The sequence below is a fragment of the Hoeflea sp. genome (assembly GCF_039975035.1).
In the GTDB taxonomy this organism is placed as follows: Bacteria; Pseudomonadota; Alphaproteobacteria; order Rhizobiales; family Rhizobiaceae; genus Hoeflea.
Genome location: NZ_JBDWHW010000042.1, coordinates 1 through 16,071 on the forward strand (window position 1 = coordinate 1; position 16,071 = coordinate 16,071).

The 16,071-nt window shown below is 62.3% G+C and carries 16 protein-coding genes; 13 read left to right on the forward strand and 3 right to left on the reverse strand.

Annotated elements, in window-relative coordinates; translation table 11 throughout:
- Positions 1-127 precede the first annotated feature (127 nt).
- Positions 128-787, reverse strand: coding sequence for a response regulator transcription factor (locus tag ABJN75_RS02995; protein WP_348436707.1), 660 nt, complete (start codon positions 785-787; stop codon positions 128-130).
- Between the two features lie 145 nt (positions 788-932).
- On the opposite strand from ABJN75_RS02995, the gene ABJN75_RS03000 reads away from it, so the two are divergent.
- The 4 genes from ABJN75_RS03000 (at position 933) to ABJN75_RS03015 (ending at position 5,129) form a co-directional block, all read left to right on the forward strand.
- Complete coding sequence (locus ABJN75_RS03000; RefSeq protein ID WP_348436709.1) at positions 933-1,316, forward strand: PepSY domain-containing protein; 384 nt, start codon at positions 933-935, stop codon at positions 1,314-1,316.
- A 194-nt stretch (positions 1,317-1,510) separates the two neighbouring features.
- Complete coding sequence (locus ABJN75_RS03005) at positions 1,511-1,975, forward strand: DUF2271 domain-containing protein (RefSeq protein ID WP_348436711.1); 465 nt, start codon at positions 1,511-1,513, stop codon at positions 1,973-1,975.
- 21 nt (positions 1,976-1,996) lie between these two features.
- Positions 1,997-4,204 (forward strand): PepSY domain-containing protein, encoded by a 2,208-nt coding sequence (locus tag ABJN75_RS03010; protein ID WP_348436713.1) that lies wholly within the window; start codon positions 1,997-1,999, stop codon positions 4,202-4,204.
- A complete protein-coding gene (locus ABJN75_RS03015) occupies positions 4,185-5,129 on the forward strand; it encodes an FAD:protein FMN transferase (RefSeq protein ID WP_348436715.1) in 945 nt (314 codons plus the stop codon). The genes ABJN75_RS03010 and ABJN75_RS03015 overlap by 20 nt, the downstream gene beginning before the upstream one ends.
- A gap of 88 nt (positions 5,130-5,217) precedes the next feature.
- On the opposite strand, the gene ABJN75_RS03020 is transcribed toward ABJN75_RS03015, so the two are convergent.
- Together ABJN75_RS03020 and ABJN75_RS03025 are read right to left on the reverse strand one after the other, a co-directional pair.
- Positions 5,218-7,731, reverse strand: coding sequence for a cation:proton antiporter (locus tag ABJN75_RS03020; RefSeq protein ID WP_348436717.1), 2,514 nt, complete (start codon positions 7,729-7,731; stop codon positions 5,218-5,220).
- Between the two features lie 129 nt (positions 7,732-7,860).
- Positions 7,861-9,060, reverse strand: coding sequence for a cytochrome C (locus ABJN75_RS03025; protein ID WP_348436719.1), 1,200 nt, complete (start codon positions 9,058-9,060; stop codon positions 7,861-7,863).
- A 115-nt stretch (positions 9,061-9,175) separates the two neighbouring features.
- Between ABJN75_RS03025 and ABJN75_RS03030 the strand changes: the two genes are divergently transcribed.
- Genes ABJN75_RS03030 through ABJN75_RS03070 form a run of 9 tightly spaced genes read left to right on the forward strand, consistent with a single transcriptional unit; the run spans position 9,176 to position 16,035 of the window.
- Positions 9,176-10,432: a Na(+)-translocating NADH-quinone reductase subunit A gene (locus tag ABJN75_RS03030; protein ID WP_348436721.1), complete on the forward strand. Its 1,257-nt coding sequence runs from the start codon at positions 9,176-9,178 to the stop codon at positions 10,430-10,432.
- Positions 10,429-11,205, forward strand: a complete 777-nt coding sequence (locus ABJN75_RS03035) for an RnfABCDGE type electron transport complex subunit D (protein ID WP_348436723.1) — start codon at positions 10,429-10,431, stop codon at positions 11,203-11,205. The genes ABJN75_RS03030 and ABJN75_RS03035 overlap by 4 nt, the downstream gene beginning before the upstream one ends.
- A complete protein-coding gene (locus tag ABJN75_RS03040; RefSeq protein WP_348436725.1) occupies positions 11,198-11,998 on the forward strand; it encodes an FMN-binding protein in 801 nt (266 codons plus the stop codon). Before ABJN75_RS03035 ends, ABJN75_RS03040 begins: the two co-directional genes overlap by 8 nt.
- A 3-nt stretch (positions 11,999-12,001) precedes the next feature.
- Positions 12,002-12,664, forward strand: a complete 663-nt coding sequence (locus ABJN75_RS03045) for an NADH:ubiquinone reductase (Na(+)-transporting) subunit D (RefSeq protein WP_348436727.1) — start codon at positions 12,002-12,004, stop codon at positions 12,662-12,664.
- On the forward strand, positions 12,661-13,272 hold the full coding sequence (gene nqrE / locus ABJN75_RS03050; RefSeq protein WP_348436729.1) for an NADH:ubiquinone reductase (Na(+)-transporting) subunit E: 612 nt from the start codon (positions 12,661-12,663) through the stop codon (positions 13,270-13,272). Before ABJN75_RS03045 ends, nqrE begins: the two co-directional genes overlap by 4 nt.
- Positions 13,269-14,489, forward strand: coding sequence for an NADH:ubiquinone reductase (Na(+)-transporting) subunit F (nqrF, locus tag ABJN75_RS03055; RefSeq protein WP_348436731.1), 1,221 nt, complete (start codon positions 13,269-13,271; stop codon positions 14,487-14,489). The genes nqrE and nqrF overlap by 4 nt, the downstream gene beginning before the upstream one ends.
- A 4-nt stretch (positions 14,490-14,493) precedes the next feature.
- Positions 14,494-15,468 (forward strand): FAD:protein FMN transferase, encoded by a 975-nt coding sequence (locus tag ABJN75_RS03060; RefSeq protein WP_348436733.1) that lies wholly within the window; start codon positions 14,494-14,496, stop codon positions 15,466-15,468.
- Between the two features lie 10 nt (positions 15,469-15,478).
- Entirely contained in the window at positions 15,479-15,646 is a 168-nt protein-coding gene (locus tag ABJN75_RS03065; protein ID WP_348436735.1) for a hypothetical protein, read from the forward strand.
- Positions 15,643-16,035, forward strand: a complete 393-nt coding sequence (locus tag ABJN75_RS03070) for a CBS domain-containing protein (protein WP_348436737.1) — start codon at positions 15,643-15,645, stop codon at positions 16,033-16,035. The genes ABJN75_RS03065 and ABJN75_RS03070 overlap by 4 nt, the downstream gene beginning before the upstream one ends.
- Positions 16,036-16,071 lie beyond the last annotated feature (36 nt).

Here is a 16,071-nt window from a genome sequence, read left to right on the forward strand (position 1 = left end):
GAATCAAACACCTCGTTCATTTCGCTTCGCAACAAGGTGGCGGTGATCCATGCAGTGGACAGCCAGAGGATGGTCAGCCCCAATCCAAGTGTCAGCGCCAATCGTCCCTGCAGAGAACCGGGCATTCTCATGCCGCACCAAATCGGTAACCCAACCCCCTGACCGTGTCGATCCGTTCACGTCCGAGCTTCTTGCGCAAGTGACTGACATGGACCTCGATGGTGTTGCTCTCGATTTCGGTTTCGAAGGAATAGAGCCGGTCTTCCAATTGCGCCTTGGACAGGAGCTGCCCCGGGCGTTGGACGAATGCCTCCAGGAGCACCCATTCGCGGGCGGTCAGCGCCACTGATTTACCGTCACGCCGGACGGATCGCGCCGCAAGGTCAATTTCCAGATCAGCTATCTTGACCAGAGGATTAGGGTTGCCGGAATAACGGCGCGCAACCGCTGCCACGCGCGCCGACATTTCGCTCAGATCGAAAGGCTTGACCATGTAATCGTCGGCGCCGGCATTCAGCCCCTCGATCCGGTCGCTGATCTGATCAAGCGCAGTCATGATGATCACAGGCGTTACGTTACCCCGCGTCCGAAGAGAGGTGAGAAACGTCTGGCCACGCCCATCAGGCAGCATGAGATCAAGCAGGATCAGGTCATACACAGCCACGGCGAGATATTCGTCTGCCGCATCCAACCGGGTGGCCCAATCAATCGAATGGCCATCGGCAGCAATCTGGTCGCGCACGGCAGCCCCCAATACCAAGTCATCCTCGATCAGCAGCACCCGCATGTTCTGTCCTATCCGTTTGAGAGCAGACCACTTTAGCGCCTGCGATTCTGAAGCGCACCTGAAGCGGATAGTCGCAGGTCTTAAGGTTGGCGTCACATCAGCAGTCAATAAGACAGCCTCAACGAGGGTTTAAGGAGTCGACAAAATGAAGAGATATCTGATCGCCATAACGCTGATTGGCGGCCTCGGCGGGGCGGGCATCGCCTTGGCCGATGACGATGATTGTCGGGTGCCTATGGCGGATTGGCAACCGCGTGAGGCTGTCCAGAAAATGGCCGAAGCGCAGGGCTGGACGGTACGCCGTATCAAGACCGACGATGGCTGTTACGAGATTGATGGGCGTGATGCGCAAGGGCGCGAAATCGAGGTCAAGGTCGACCCCGCGACCCTGGCGATCGTCGATATGGAATACGAGGATAACGATCACGACGATAACAGGGGGCACAATAAACCCGCGCTTCCGGCAGGATCAGTACAGCCGCCCGCAAACGGGCTCTTCACGCCTGGAACCAAGCCAGTGGTACAATAAACCCCACTGATCCCGCCTGGAACTTTCTTTTTAGCCCAGCCCACCATACCCCGTCGCCGCTTTCGGCGCGGCGGGGCTTTTTGTTGCCGCGCAAATTCTGAAGGCAGACTGAAGTGAATTGTCTCTCCGCCTCGGGAAGACATCAGCCAGCTCAACCAGACAGAGCCTCAAACAACCCACCCTGGAGATTTACGATGAAAACCCTGCTTGCTTTACTCGCCTTGACAACTGCCCTGACGGGTCCGGTGCTGGCCCGCCCTGTGACGCTAACCACCACTCTGACCCAGTATGGCGGCGATGGCGCCTATCTCGCACTTTATGTAACCGATGCCCAGGGCGTCTATAAAGGCAGCCTCTGGATGGCCGGGGGCAAGTCGAAATACTACACCCATCTCAGTGACTGGTATCGTGCGACCGCTGGAAACCCTGCCGAGATCAACGGGATAACCGGCGCCAGCGTTGGCGCGGGGCGGCAGCTGAAGATCACGCTCGATCTGGCGGATGCGCTGTTTGATGCGGGATATCAACTCCACATTGATGCCTCGGCCGAAGACATGCGCGACAGCCCCTCCGAAGTGGCCGTCCCGCTGAGCACAACCGGTGCGGGCCAGCCGGTTTCCGGCCGCCGCTACATCCGCGATTTCACCTACGACATGTAAGCCCACCAAAGGAGCCCTGCCATGCTGCGCGCCCTGCACAAATTTCCCGGACTGATCGCGGCATTGCTGATCGTCGTGATGACACTCAGCGGTGCGGCGCTGAGCCTTCTTCCTGCGCTGGAGGTCGTACAGGCACCGGCGCAGTCCGAACCAACACTGTCGGTCGCCACTCTGGCCGATCGCATCGCCAATGCCTATCCCGGCGTTGAACAGATCCGCCGCGCGCCATCGGGGCGGATCACTGCGTTCTATTTTGACGCAGGTCGGCCCGGCGCCGCCATCATCGACCCCGCCACCGGCTCCGGCGTCGCGGCGTATGAAGCTTCCGCCTTTCAGCGGTGGATGACCAATCTGCACCGCTCGCTGTTTCTGGACGATGCCGGGCGGCTGAGCGCAGCGGCGGGGGCGGCGGCGCTTCTGGTGCTGTCGATCTCGGGCCTGATGCTGACTGCCCGCCGGGTCGGGGGCTGGCGCCGCTTCTTCTCACGCTTGCGTGGCCCGCTGATGGGACGGTTGCATGTCGAAGTGGCGCGGCTGACCGTCGCCGGTTTACTGCTCTCCTCGATCACTGCGCTGTTGATGACAGCCAGCACCTTTGACTTGCTCCCGCAAAACAGCGTTCCGGCGTTTCCAACCGAGGTCAGCGGCCAGACAGGTGCCGCCCCCGGTGCCATGGCGCTGCTGCGCGAAACGCCAGTCAACTCATTGCGCGAACTGACCTTCCCCTATCCGGGAGACCCGACGGATGTATTCACGCTCAAGACCGCCGGTGGAGAAGGATATCTTGACCAGGGCACCGGGGCTGTGCTGGCCTGGACCGATGCCGGCACCTGGCAACGGATGAACGAAACCATCTACATGCTGCACACCGGGCAAGGCATGGCGTGGCTGGGGCTGGTCTTGGGGCTGATGGCGCTAGGTGCGCCGTTCATGGCCGTGACAGGCGTGGTGCTGTGGCTGCAGGCCCGCCGTGCGCGCCCCCGGATCAAGGGCAACGTGCCTGCGGCACAGGCCGATACCATCCTGCTGGTTGGCAGCGAAGGTGGCAGCACCTGGGGTTTTGCAGCGACATTGCATGGTGCAATGACGCAGGCAGGCCGCAAGGTTCACGCCGCACCGATGGCGCAGTTTTCGCCGGACAGATACAGGCAGGCCGAACAGGTAATCGTACTGGCCGCCACCTATGGCGAGGGCACGGCTCCGGCTTCGGCCAAAGGGTTCCTTGATCGGCTGGCGGCTTTGCCAAAGGCCCCGGCGATGCCGCTGGCTGTGCTGGGGTTTGGCGACAGGCAGTTTCCGGATTTTTGCGCCTATGCCGCCGATGTGGCCAGGATGGCCGAGCAAAAAGGCTGGGAGGCGGTGTTGCCGATGGCCACCGTGGACCGCCAGTCGCCACAGGAATTCGCCCGTTGGGGTCGTGATCTGGGCGCGGCACTTGGCCAGCCACTGGACCTGTCACACAGCCCGGCGATTCCGCCCAGCCATATGCTGACCCTGATCTCGCGCCGCGACTATGGTGCTGAGATGCAGACCCCTGCCGCGATTCTGCGCTTTGCCTTGCCGAAATCCGGTCTCTGGGCACGGCTGACGAGGCGTGGTCTGGGTCGTTACGCCGCTGGCGATCTGCTGGGCATCGTTGCCGAAGGATCCCACGTGCCGCGGTTTTATTCTCTGGCGTCGGGGCAGAACGACGGGTTTGTGGAAATCTGCGTCAGCCGCCATCCCGGCGGGCTTTGCTCGGGTCAGCTTATGGACCTTGCTCCCGGTGACAGCGTCAAGGGCTTTGTCCGCCGCAATCCGGATTTCCGGCCTGCAAGCAACCGAAAGCCGGTCATTCTGATCGGTGCGGGAACCGGGATAGGGCCTCTGGCAGGATTTGCGCGTGCCAACACCGCGCACCGCCCCATGCATCTCTATTTCGGAGCAAGACATCCTGACAGTGATCTCTTCTACGGAACGGAAATGCAGGAGTGGCGCGAAGACGGGCGTCTTGCTTCGGTCACCACCGCGTTTTCGCGGACCAGCGCTCGCTTCTACGTGCAGGATGCGCTGCGAGCCGATGCAATACAGATTGCCAAACTGATCGGCGAAGGCGCGCAGGTCCTGGTGTGCGGCGGCCGCGACATGGCCGCCGGCGTGGCGGATGCACTGGCCGATATTCTCATGCCTGCCGGGCTGCCCCCCGCCGTCTTGAAAGCACAGGGACGTTATGTCGAAGATACCTACTGATTACGAACGCCACGCCCTCAACGGCCCGACCATGGGCACCCGCTGGTCCGCTGTGTTTCATGCCCCCGCCGCGACCGATCCCGAACCGGTCCGCGCGGCACTGGCCGAAGCTGTGGATGTGGTGGATCGTCAGATGTCCACCTGGCAACCCGACAGCGACCTGATGCGGATCAACCGCGCGCCGGTCGGAACATGGCTTCCCGCGCCCGCTGACCTGATGCAGGTTCTTTCGAAAGGGCTGGAGATCGGGCAGCTTTCCGATGGCGCCTTCGACATCGGCATGGGGGACGTCGTCACTGCATGGGGGTTCGGGCCGCAAGAAGCGGATACGCAGGCGATCCGTACTTCGCTGGGCAAAGCCCACGCCCGGGCGCATGAGCATCTGGAGCTAGATCGAGATGCATTGCTAATCCGCAAACTGGCTCCCATCACGCTGGATCTGTCGGGCATTGCCAAAGGTTATGCAGTCGATCAGATGATGAAAGTGCTGCATCGTCTCGGGATTGAAAACGCTCTCGTCGGTGTGGATGGTGAGATGCGCGCTCGTGGCTTGCGGCCCGATGGTCGCCCCTGGACGATCGCCGTCGAACGTCCCGATTATGAGGCGCGGGCGCCGCTGTCGATTGTAGAATTGAACGACAGCGCCGTGGCCACATCAGGCGACTATCGACATTGGGTCGATGCGGGTCCGCAACGGCTCTCGCATACGATGGATCCGGCACGCGGCGGGCCACTGACGGATGCAGCCGCATCGGTCACGGTTCTGACTGAAACCTGCATGGAGGCAGATGCCTGGGCCACGGCCTTGATGGTTGCCGGAACCCGAAAAGCCACGCTGTTGGTCAAAAAGCATGCGCTGGCGGTGCTCTTTGTTCATCGCGATGGAAATGCTCTGCGCCAGACGCATATCGGCTGGAATGTGTAGCATTATCAACAATCGCGGCTCCTTTTTCAGCCGTCCACTCAATCAGAGCCACAGAATACTCCGCTTCGTGCAGCCTGTGTCAGTTGCCTCAAGGTGCGCGCGGCATGTCAGGCTGCAGCGCTTCTGGCGCAATCCCGCGTTTTTCTGCGCTTGCGCGCACGGCAGACTGGAGCGCTGTACTGCGCGACAGCAGCCGTCTGAAGCGCTGCTCGTCGAGGACAAGAAGCGTTGATGGTGCGATCGCGCGCACCTCTGTGCGCACCGCCTTCTTCATCAGGATCGCCATCTGGCCGAACATCTCTCCGCGCCCCAGCCGCCAGGTCTGGCCTGCGCTTGCCAGTTCCACCGCGCCGGAGGCGATGAAAAATACGCTCTTGGCCAAACCGTCCTTGCGCAGGATGACGTCCCCCGCATTCGCATAATGCGTCTGGAACGCCCGACCCAGCCGTTTCAGCGTGACATCGTCCAGATCCGCAAACAGCGGATACTGACGCACAAGCTCCCCGCGCTGGAGCGCTATATCAAGACGTGGGCGCTCTTCCGCAGCCACACGTCGAGCCGTAAGGTTCTCCATCAGAGTGGTATAAACCTCAGCACCGATCATACCATCGTCGCGCATGGCGGTGTACTCGCGCTCCTCAAGCCGCAATGCGGTGCGCCGTATGAAGCGGCGTTCAAGCTCCTCTGCGTATCCTGGATATTGCAGACGCAGACCTTCAAGCGCGGTTTCCACGGCCTCGATGCGTCTTGTCAGCAATTCGTGCAGAAGATCGGCAAGCCGCCGGCCATGGATGCGGCGGATGCGGCTATTGATGAAGGCTCCCAGATCCCGCAGGATCAGACGCTGGGACAGAAGCTGCTCAAAACGATCTGCCGTCATCCGCGCCAGCGGTCCCGACACGTGCAGACGGCTGTGCAGCATCACCGCGGCGCGGAAGGCGCGGCCATAGGAGACCGATTGGCGCGCCGCACGTTGATAGCCGCTGCGCCCGCCAGACCGGGCGGCTTCGATCAGCCGGTCGGCATCCGACAGAACCTGTTCTGCCATCCGGGCCGAGATCGTGCGTTCGCGGACACGCTCAAGGATCATGTCACGCTCGAATCCGGCCAGCGAGATCAGCCCCAGCGTGACCCGGTCCCGGTCGATAATGTCGGCGCTGTCTTCGGCCGCCTTTACCGCCGAAGCCAGTCGTTCGCCGAACTGCTTGGCCTCGGAGCGCACAATGTCGTGGGTCAATTCATAGTTTTCTGCAGTGCGTGCCACATCCTCACGCACGGTTTGCAAAGCCACCGCCACAACCTGACGCGACAACGCCTCGTCGATGGGCGACAAACGGTCCAGTCCAAGCCGGCCAATCACCGATCTGAGCGTCGTGCCCTGAACAATCAATGTAAATAGCGTAAAGCCCGTGGCCAGAATGGCAACGACGCGCTTGACCTCAACCGGCACCCGAAGACTTTCGGTCACCGCGAGCGCAAGTGCCAGTGTGACCGCGCCACGCAGGCCACCCCATAAGATCGCGAACCGGTAGGGTCTTTCGACCGCCGGGGAAATATGAAGGATCGTAAGCAGCGGCAAAAGCCCAAACAGGATTACCAGCCGCGCCGCAATGGCGGCAAGGATCACCACGCCGAGCAAGACAAAATCCTCGCCTCTGACCTCTTCCAATATCCGCGGGATCAGCAGTGCGGCCAGAATGAAGATCAGCGCGCCGGCCCAATGGGCCAGCAGATCCCAGACCTCGCGCAGGTTGACCCAGGCCTGCGGCGGCAGCCTCCCGGGGCCGCTCAGGTTCAAGGTGAGACCCGTGACAACAACCGCGATAACACCGGAAGCGCCGACGCTTTGTTCTGCAATGATATAGGCCAGATAGGGCAAAGCGACCGAGATCGAGATCTGCGCGAGTTCGTAACGGGCGAAAGCAGCCATCACCCAGACGCCAGAGCGCGCGGCCAGCCAGCCAACGATCACACCGCCCAGGATCAGCATCGGAAACCGGGCCAGTGCATCGCTCAACGTGGGATCCTGTCCGCCCAACATGACAAACCCCATGAACAGACCGAACAGCGCAATCGCGGCGGCATCGTTCAACAGGCTTTCCCCCTCAATGATCCGTGCAAGCCGTCGTGGCGCGGAGATCGAGCGGAAGATCGAGACAACCGCCGAGGGATCGGTGGTGGAAACAATGGCGCCAATCAACAGGCAGGCTGCCAGCGGAAGCGTGCTAGCCCATGAAAGCGCGTAGCCAACCGACAGTGTAGCTGCGACCACGGCCACGACTGCCAGCACCAGGATTGGAACCCAGTCGTCGATCATCCGACGCAGATTCATCCCCAGAGTCGCCTGGAATAACAGCGTGGGTAGGAAGACATAGAGAAACACGTTGGATCTGATCGGTAGGCCAAGAATTGCTTCGGCCATCGGGTTCAGCACATCCGTCAAGCCGGTCCGCAGGAAAAACAGCGCGGCTACACCGATCAGAATGCCGATCACCGCCAAAATCACGGTGTAAGGCAGACGCAAGCGCGCCGCCAGCGGCTCCGCTGCTCCAATAACGAGGAAGAGCGATGCGATGACGGTTGTGATCAGTACGATGTCCATGACATTGAAATATCATAAGGACTATCGAGCGCACCCACAAAATTCGAATTTTAAACCCTCAAATGGACGAGGACTCGCACTGTTGGTTTATTATCGGCGGAGTTTCGCGCTGCTTTAAAATCCGTCTGCTTATCGCTTAATGCCCAGCGTGGACATGTCGCGGTCCAAAGCCCCGGCAAGATCTTCAATGGAATCGAAAAGCAGTTCCAGCGCGTAATGCGGGTTGTGCGCATAGGCACCGGGATCGGCGTTGACGAACTTCCAGTTATAGGCGGCTTTCAGCAGGCGCGGGGTCCAGGCCTTGTAGGCCACCGGGTTGTCTCCGGTCAGGTCGGCACGACCGTCCCCGTTGGCGTCGGCAAAGAAATACGGATAGCGGTGTCCGTCATAGACCAGCGGCACGCCTGCCACGTCGGTCGCATAGTCTGCAAGCATCTGCTTCAATACACCCGCGTTGGCCGCGATGTCGGCGCTGATTCCCTTGGAAAGATCGCCGCTGCCATCATAGCTGAGCCGCGACAGGCGGATGTCTTTCGTGGCCGATTGTGCGTGACAGGTCATGCAGGTTCGTTCGGCCACCTCCAGCGAATGAGGCTCGTGGCACGACGCGCAACTGGCGACGGGGCGGGCATGGAAAAAGCGACCCGAATAATCCTTGCCGGGATACTGATAGCCCGAGCCGCCATAACCGCCCATCCAGGTCGAAGCGGCAACCGCATAATGCGGGTTGATGAAGCCCAAATCCGGGTTCGGCGCATCGTCGGCCATGTCGCCCACCGCGTTTTCGACCGTGGCGCCTGCTGCGCGGCCCTGATGGCAGGTCAGGCACGACGCCTCTCCCGGCTGGACAGGATGGATCAGGCCGCTGGGGAAGCGCACGGCTTCGATCTTGGACAGGCCGGGGTTGTGGCAGGTATCGCAATCGACGACTCCGCCGGTCGGCACCGGATGCTCAGGAACGCCAGGTGCGCTGCCGTCCAACCCGTAAAGCGAACGGAAGCCCGCACCAGCATGACAGGTCGCACAGACCGGCGGGATCTCACCATCGCCGTTCCAGTGCGAAAAAGATTCCGATGCGGCATTGGCATGGCCTGAGCGGGCCCATGCCGAGATGGCCGCTGCCTGCCCGATGGCAATCTGATCGGGACGAAACGGACCGGATTTCGGCATCAGATAGGGTTCCAACGCCTCTTCCAATTGTTTGATCGCGGGCGCCGCCGATGAGTCATCGCCGGTTTCCTGCGCCGAGGCGGGCAGCACCGAACCCATTAAAAATGCTGTAGAAAGCAACAATGCAGCCAGGCAAAAACGGTGAATTACAAAAGACATGGGTATCCGCCTCGATAGGTTCGTTCTAGACTGAGCACTTACGAAGCTATGTTAACAAGACCAAGCGTTGCGGCCAACCCGCATATTGTGCGGCAGGCCGACGACGGATCGGAGAATGATGTTCGCCCATCTCTTTCCCGCAGGCCTTCATCTGCCCCCCGTCGCAGTTGCCGCCGCCGAGGATTGTCCGGTCGTGCTGACCGATGAAGCCGCCATCACGGCCGATCGGAACGAAGAATTGCGGGTCGAGCCGCTGGTGACTGAGGATGCCCTGGTTGCCCAGGGTCAACCGCTGCTTCGATTGCGTGCCAATCCGACAATCGCCCTGGTTGCTCCCATGGCCGGCCGTGTGGCCCGAATCGAGCTGAAGCCGGGTCGTCGTCTCACCCGTTTGGTCCTGTTTCGAGAGGGCGAACACCGCCATGACTATCCGCACGGTCTGCAGGATGAAACGGCGCTGCGCGGACTGATGCAGGGCGCCGGGCTGTGGCGAAACCTGCGCAGCCGCCCTTTCGGGCGCATGCCAGACAGCGGTGAACGCCCAGCCGCGATCTTTGTGATGGCCACTGATACGCGCCCCGGCGCGCCCGATCCGGGAACCGCCCTGAAGGGTCGGGAAGAAGATTTCGCCATGGGTCTGGATGCGTTGCAGAGACTTACCGCAGGTCAGGTCTGGCTTTGCGTGGGCAAGGGGTGCGATCTGCCCGTACCCGCCGGCGTCAGCCGTGTTCAATGCGGCCCCCTGCATCCCCAGGGCCTGGCCGGTATCCAGATCCACCACCTGCACCCGGCCCGCCTTGATGCACCCGTCTGGGACATCCACGCCGAGGATGTTGCGGATCTGGGAGGCTTGCTGGCCACCGGGCTGTTGGCGGAAACGCGGCTGGTCAGCGTCACCGGAGCGGCGCTGCGCGAACCGCGCCTGCTGCGGTGTCAATCCGGGGCCGATTTGCGCGGGTTGGGGCACGGCTTTGTGCGCCCCGGTCCGCACCGTCTGTTCAGCGGATCGGCACTGGACGGGCAGCAGGCCCATTGGCTGGCGCCGCGCGACCGGCAGGTAACAGTCCTGCCAGGCGCGGCGGGTGCCGATCATCGCCATTGGTTTGGCGCCGCATTGCGCCGCGCGGCACGGCCAATGCCGGTGATCCCTACGGCGGCGCTGGAACAGGCTCTGGGCGGCGACATCCCCGCCCACGCCCTGATCCGCGCGCTGGCTTCGGGCGATCCCGAAGCTGCAGCCCGGTTGGGTGCGTTATCACTACTGGAAGAGGATCTGGCTTTGGCAGACTACATCACCGGCGCCGTGCCGCGCGTCTCGGCACAACTGCGTGCGGTGCTGCAAGGCATCGCAACCGAGGAAGCCGCCGCATGATCCGGGGCCTGTGGGATCGCGAGATGGTTGCTCTGGTGTTGCTGGCAGCCGTGATGCCGATGGCGCTGGCCTGGCTTTGGTACGGCGGCACTGCGGCCTTGGGCCGGTTGGTTCTGACGCTGTCGCTGTCAGGACTCTGGCATCTGGTGTTCATGCTGGCGCGCGCGCAACAGCCATCCTTTGCCGGGGCGTTGACCGCTCTGGCCGTGGCGATGATGGCACCGCCAGACTTGAGCATGTTTCAGATGGTTCTAGCCATCAGCTTTGGCTCCGTCATGGCCGAACTGGTGATGGGGGGCTGGGGGCGCAATGTGCTGAACCCCGCGACGGTGACGCTTGCATTTCTCGGCTTTGGCTTTCCCGCCGCCGCTTGGCCAGAACTGCCGTTACCGGTGGCATGGGCAGCGATTCCAGCGGCACTGATCGGAATCGTGGCCGGAGTGCTCCCTGCACGCATCGTGGTTGGAGCGGCACTTGTCGGCGGCCTGGCGTATTGGGCCGGACTGCCGATGAAGCCGTTGCTTCCCGCCGCCGGTATTGCGCTGGTGCTGCTGGTCGCCGACCCTGTGGCCAGCGCGTCGACCCGCATGGGCGGCTGGCTGAACGGGTTGCTCTACGGCGCACTGATGGTCCTGTTCGCAGCGTGGTGGGATCTTGCCGCGCCAATGCAGATGGCGGTGTCCGCGGCGCTTCTGGTGTCGCTGGCCGCACCGTTGCTTGATGAAATCGCCATCGCAGCATGGCTTGCGCGAAGGAAACGACGGCATGGCTGACTTGAACCCGATCAATGCGTGGCGCCGGATGCTGGCCCTGCCTAACGAAAGCCGCACCAAGACGGTGGTAATCGCCTTTCTCGTCTCGGGCATCTGCGCGTTGATGGTCAGCGGCGCAACCGTGCTACTGCGCCCGATTCAGACCATGAACCGCGCGGCCGAACAACAGGCAAGACTTGAATCGCTGGTGGCGGGCATCCCCGGAATGTCGGCGCTGCTGCAACAATCGGGTGGCAGGCTCGGCACTGTTGTCGTCGATCTGGCGCGCGGTGCCGCCGCCGCCGATGTCACGCCCGAAACCTTGCCAGCCGCACTGGACGATTCTGCAAACTGGACCGGACTGGAACAATCCGCAGATCTGGCTGGCCTGGGCAATCGCCCGAATTATGTACAAATCTATCTGCTGCGCAACGACAGCGGCGATGTATCGCTGGCGATCCTGCCGATCAGCGGGTCTGGATACAACGGCCCGATCAACGCCATCCTCGCTCTGGCGGCTGACATGACCACCATTGCGGGTCTTGCAATCACCGAACAGTCCGAAACCCCCGGCTTGGGGGCGCGGATCGAAGAACCCGCATGGCTGTCGCAATTCCCCGGCACCAAGGTTGCAGATGCTTCGGGCGACATTCGCTTCGCGGTGGCGCGCGGGGCGTCCGGCAATGAATATGAGGTGGACGGCATCACCGGGGCCACTCGCACCAGCAACGCAATCACGAGGATGGTGCGGTTCTGGCTGGGACCAGACGGCTACGGCCCACTGATTTCCGCGATTCAGCGCGGCGAGTACTAGGAAATGGCCCGTCCCGCTCTGTGGTCCGTTCTGACCGACCCGCTCATCCGCCAGAACCCGGTGACGCTGCAGATTCTCGGCATCTGTTCGGCGCTGGCAGTGACGACATCCCTGGCGACGGCACTGACCATGTCCGCCGCGCTGACGGCGGTTGTGGTCATGGGCGCGGGCATCATCAGCCTGATTCGGAGGCACATTCCCAATGCAATCAGGCTGATCATACAGATCGTCATCATCGCCTCCCTCGTGATCGTGATCGATCAGGTTCTCCAGGCCTATCTGCCCGAAATCAGCCGCAAGCTGTCGGTGTTCGTCAGCCTGATCACCACCAATTGCCTTGTTCTAGGACGCAGCGAAAGCTTCGCGCGCCTGAACCCGCCGGTCCCGGCCATGGTTGATGCACTTGGCAACGGGCTGGGGTATTCGCTGGTGCTGATCGTGATCGGCTCGATCCGTGAACTGTTCGGCGCGGGGTCTCTGCTTGGTTATCAGGTCTTGCCGACGGTGGATCAGGGAGGCTGGTTCACGCCACTGAACCTGATGCTGATGGCGCCCAGCGCTTTTTTTCTGCTCGGCGGGCTGGTCTGGGCGGTGCGCAGCGTGCTGCCCGCACAAATCGAGGCGCCCGAACACGTCGCGCCTGATACCGTGGAGGACCGGACATGAGCGCTCTCGGCTCGCTGTTCCTGTATGCAGCCTTTGTCGAGAACATGCCGCTGACTTTCTTTTTGGGGCTGTGCACCTTCATCGCGCTGTCTCGGCGCCCGTCCTCGGCGGTGGGGCTGGGCGTGGCGATGATTGCGGTGTTGGGCGTGACGGTGCCGCTAAACCATGTGATCTACGCGCTGCTGCTTGCCCCGGGCGCATGGGGATGGGCCGGGATGCCCGGCCTGGATCTGTCCTATCTGTCGCTGATTGCCTTCATCGGGGTGATCGCGGCCGTGGTGCAACTGTTGGAAATGGTGCTGGATCGCTATTTTCCGGCTATCTACACGGCCTTCGGTGTCTTCCTGCCGCTGCTTACCGTGCAATGCGCGATCCTGGGTGGCAGTCTGTTCATGGTTGAGCGGAAATATGATCTGGCCGAATCGGCGGTGTTCGGGCTGGGGGCGGGTACCGGATTTGCCGTCGCCGTGATCATGCTGGGTGCGATCCGCACACGGCTGGCCTATGCCGACCTGCCCGACGGGCTGCGCGGGCTTGGCATCACCTTCGTGATCGCCGGAATGATGTCGCTCGGCTTTTCGGCCTTCGCGCAGATGGTGGCGTCATGATGGAAATTGCACTGGGCACGCTGGTTGTCGTACTGCTGATCCTTGCACTGACGATGGCGCTGCTGATCACCCGGCGGCGGCTGATCCCGGCCGAGGCGCTGGCAATCACCGTCAACGAAACCACCACCATCGAAGCCTTGCGGGGCGACCGCCTGCTTGGGGTGTTGCAGGGCGCCGGTATAGGCATTCCGGCGGCCTGCGGCGGATCGGGCACCTGCGGCTTGTGCCGGGTCACTGTCGAGGGCGAAGGCGCGGGCCTGCCTCAGGCCACCGAAAAGGGCGTACTGTCAGCCGCCGAGCGCAAGGCGCGCCTGCGACTTGCCTGCCAGACCGTGCTGCGCGGCCCCTGCTCTGTCACCGTTCCGCAGGATTTCATGGATGCGTCCGGCTTCACCTGCACAGTGGTTTCGAACCGCCAGCTTGCCCCCCTGATCCGCGAACTGGTTCTGGACCTTCCCGAAGACCAGCCTTTCGATTTCCGCGCCGGGAGCTTCATGCAACTGACGTCACCGGCCTATCGGCTGGATTTTAACAACATCGAGGTCGAAGCACCGTTCCGCGACGCATGGCGCCATGCCGGTTGGCAAGACATGCACAGATCCTCCGACGCGCCGGTGACGCGCGCCTATTCCATCGCCAGCCGGCCCGAGGACGGCCGCCGCGCTGTGTTCAATATCCGGCTTGCCGTGCCACCCGCAGGTCGAGAGCTTGAAATCCCCCCCGGTGTGGTTTCAAGCTGGCTGTTCGCGCTGAAACCCGGTGCCTCGGTCGAGGCGTCAGGGCCCTTTGGGGATTTCCACGTTCAGCCCACGCACCGCGAGATGATCTTTATCGGCGGCGGCGTCGGCATGGCGCCCCTCAGAGCGATGATCCACGAACAGATCGGCCAGGGCACGGCCCGCAGCATGCGCTATTTCTACGGGGCACGGACTGCCGCCGATCTGTTCTATACCGAGGAATTCGACGCAATTGCTGCCGCGCATCCACAATTCAGCTGGACGCCGGCCCTATCCGATCCGGCCCCCGGCGACCGCTGGACCGGCGCCACCGGATTTATCCACGATACCGTTCGCGCCGCGCTGAAAAACCACCCCGCGCCCGAGGATTGCGAATATTATCTGTGCGGTCCCCCGGTGATGATCTCGGCTGTGCTGGCCATGCTGGAGCGGCTGGGGGTCGAACCGCAATCCATCTTCAACGACGATTTCGGAGTGTAACGCGATGAGCAGATATTCACCTCCTCCGACCCGGCGCGGTTTTCTGGCGTTGAGCGGTGCAGCGCTGGTAGTTGCCCCTACCATTCTGCGCGCCGCGCCGGCAGTCCAGCATATCGACGGACAGGCTTTCGGCAGCAGCTGGCGCGTCACCCTGCCCGGCTTGATTGGCACCGCCGCCTTGCGCCCTGCACTTGAGGCATTGTTGGCTGACATCGACCATCTGATGTCGCCCTGGCGCGCCGACAGTGAGATTTCCGCGTTCAACCGTACCGCCGAGTTCAAAGATCTGTCAGCTCAGACGGCGCTTGTCGCCTCCTCGGCGCTGGAGATTGCGCAAGCAAGCGATGGTTGGTTTGACCCCACTGTCGGTCCGCTGGTCCAACGTCTGGGATTTGGCCCGATCGTGGGCGCTGGAGGAAGGTGGACCGGCCTGCACATCGAAGACAACCACCTGTCCAAGGACGATGCCGGACTGACAATGGATCCCTGCGGCATCGCCAAGGGACATGCGCTGGATTTGATGCGCAACCTCTTGATTGCCGCCGGTCAGGGAGATTTCCTGATCGATCTCGGCGGGGAACTTGCCGCACGCGGTCATCACCCGTCCGGGCGTGACTGGCAAGTCGCGATCGAGGATCCCCGACCGGGCAAAACCGGCGGGGCGGCGGTGATGCGGCTGGACGGCATGGCGGTGGCAACCTCAGGCAACCGTGCGCAAGGGTTTGATCTGGGCGGGCACCGCCAGGGTCACATCATCGATCCCCATCGGGCGAGGCCTGCTGTCGGAACGCTGGCGTCTGTCTCGGTTCTTTCGGACAGCGGGATGATCGCCGATGGATGGGCCACGGCGCTGATGGCGGCAGGCGATACCGGGCCAGACCTCGCAAGTCGCAACGGGATCACCGCACTGCTCATCTTTGCCGAGGCGGATGGCCTGCGCCAGGTCACGACCGGCGGCTTTGAACGATACATGCTGTAGGAGGCACGCGATGGAAATTGTTCTGGTTCTGATGATCTTCCTTCTGGCGGTGGGCGGGCTCGCGCTGGGATTGGCGTTGGGGCGCGGGCCGTTGCGCGGATCGTGTGGCGGCATGTCTTGCATGAAGGACATCGCCTGCGAAGGGTGCCCACGTCGCCCCGCCGAGTCTCGGCGATGACCGTGGGACCCATCGACTCGCTGGTTGAAACCGCACCGTTAATTCTGCGACCGGAAACGCAGATTCGTCGCGCTGCCGCGCAACTGGCAGACACAGGCACCGCCTCCGCGCCCGTCACTGATGACACTGGATCCTTATTGGGGATCCTGACCCAGAAGGATTGTTTCCGTCCTGCCCTTCTGGCCAGCTATTATCGGGAATGGAACGGCTGCGTGGGCGATGTCATGAGCGCAACGCCGGCTACGCTGGATCTTGGCACCGATATGGTTTCGGCTGCCGAAGCGTTTCTGGAACTTCCCTTTCGGAGTTTTCCGATACTGGACAAAGACCGTCTTGTCGGGATGCTGCACCGCGAGACCGTTTTTCGGGCGTTGATCAAAGCGGGTTGACCATCACGGTAACCTCGATAGTGCTTTTAGCAAATG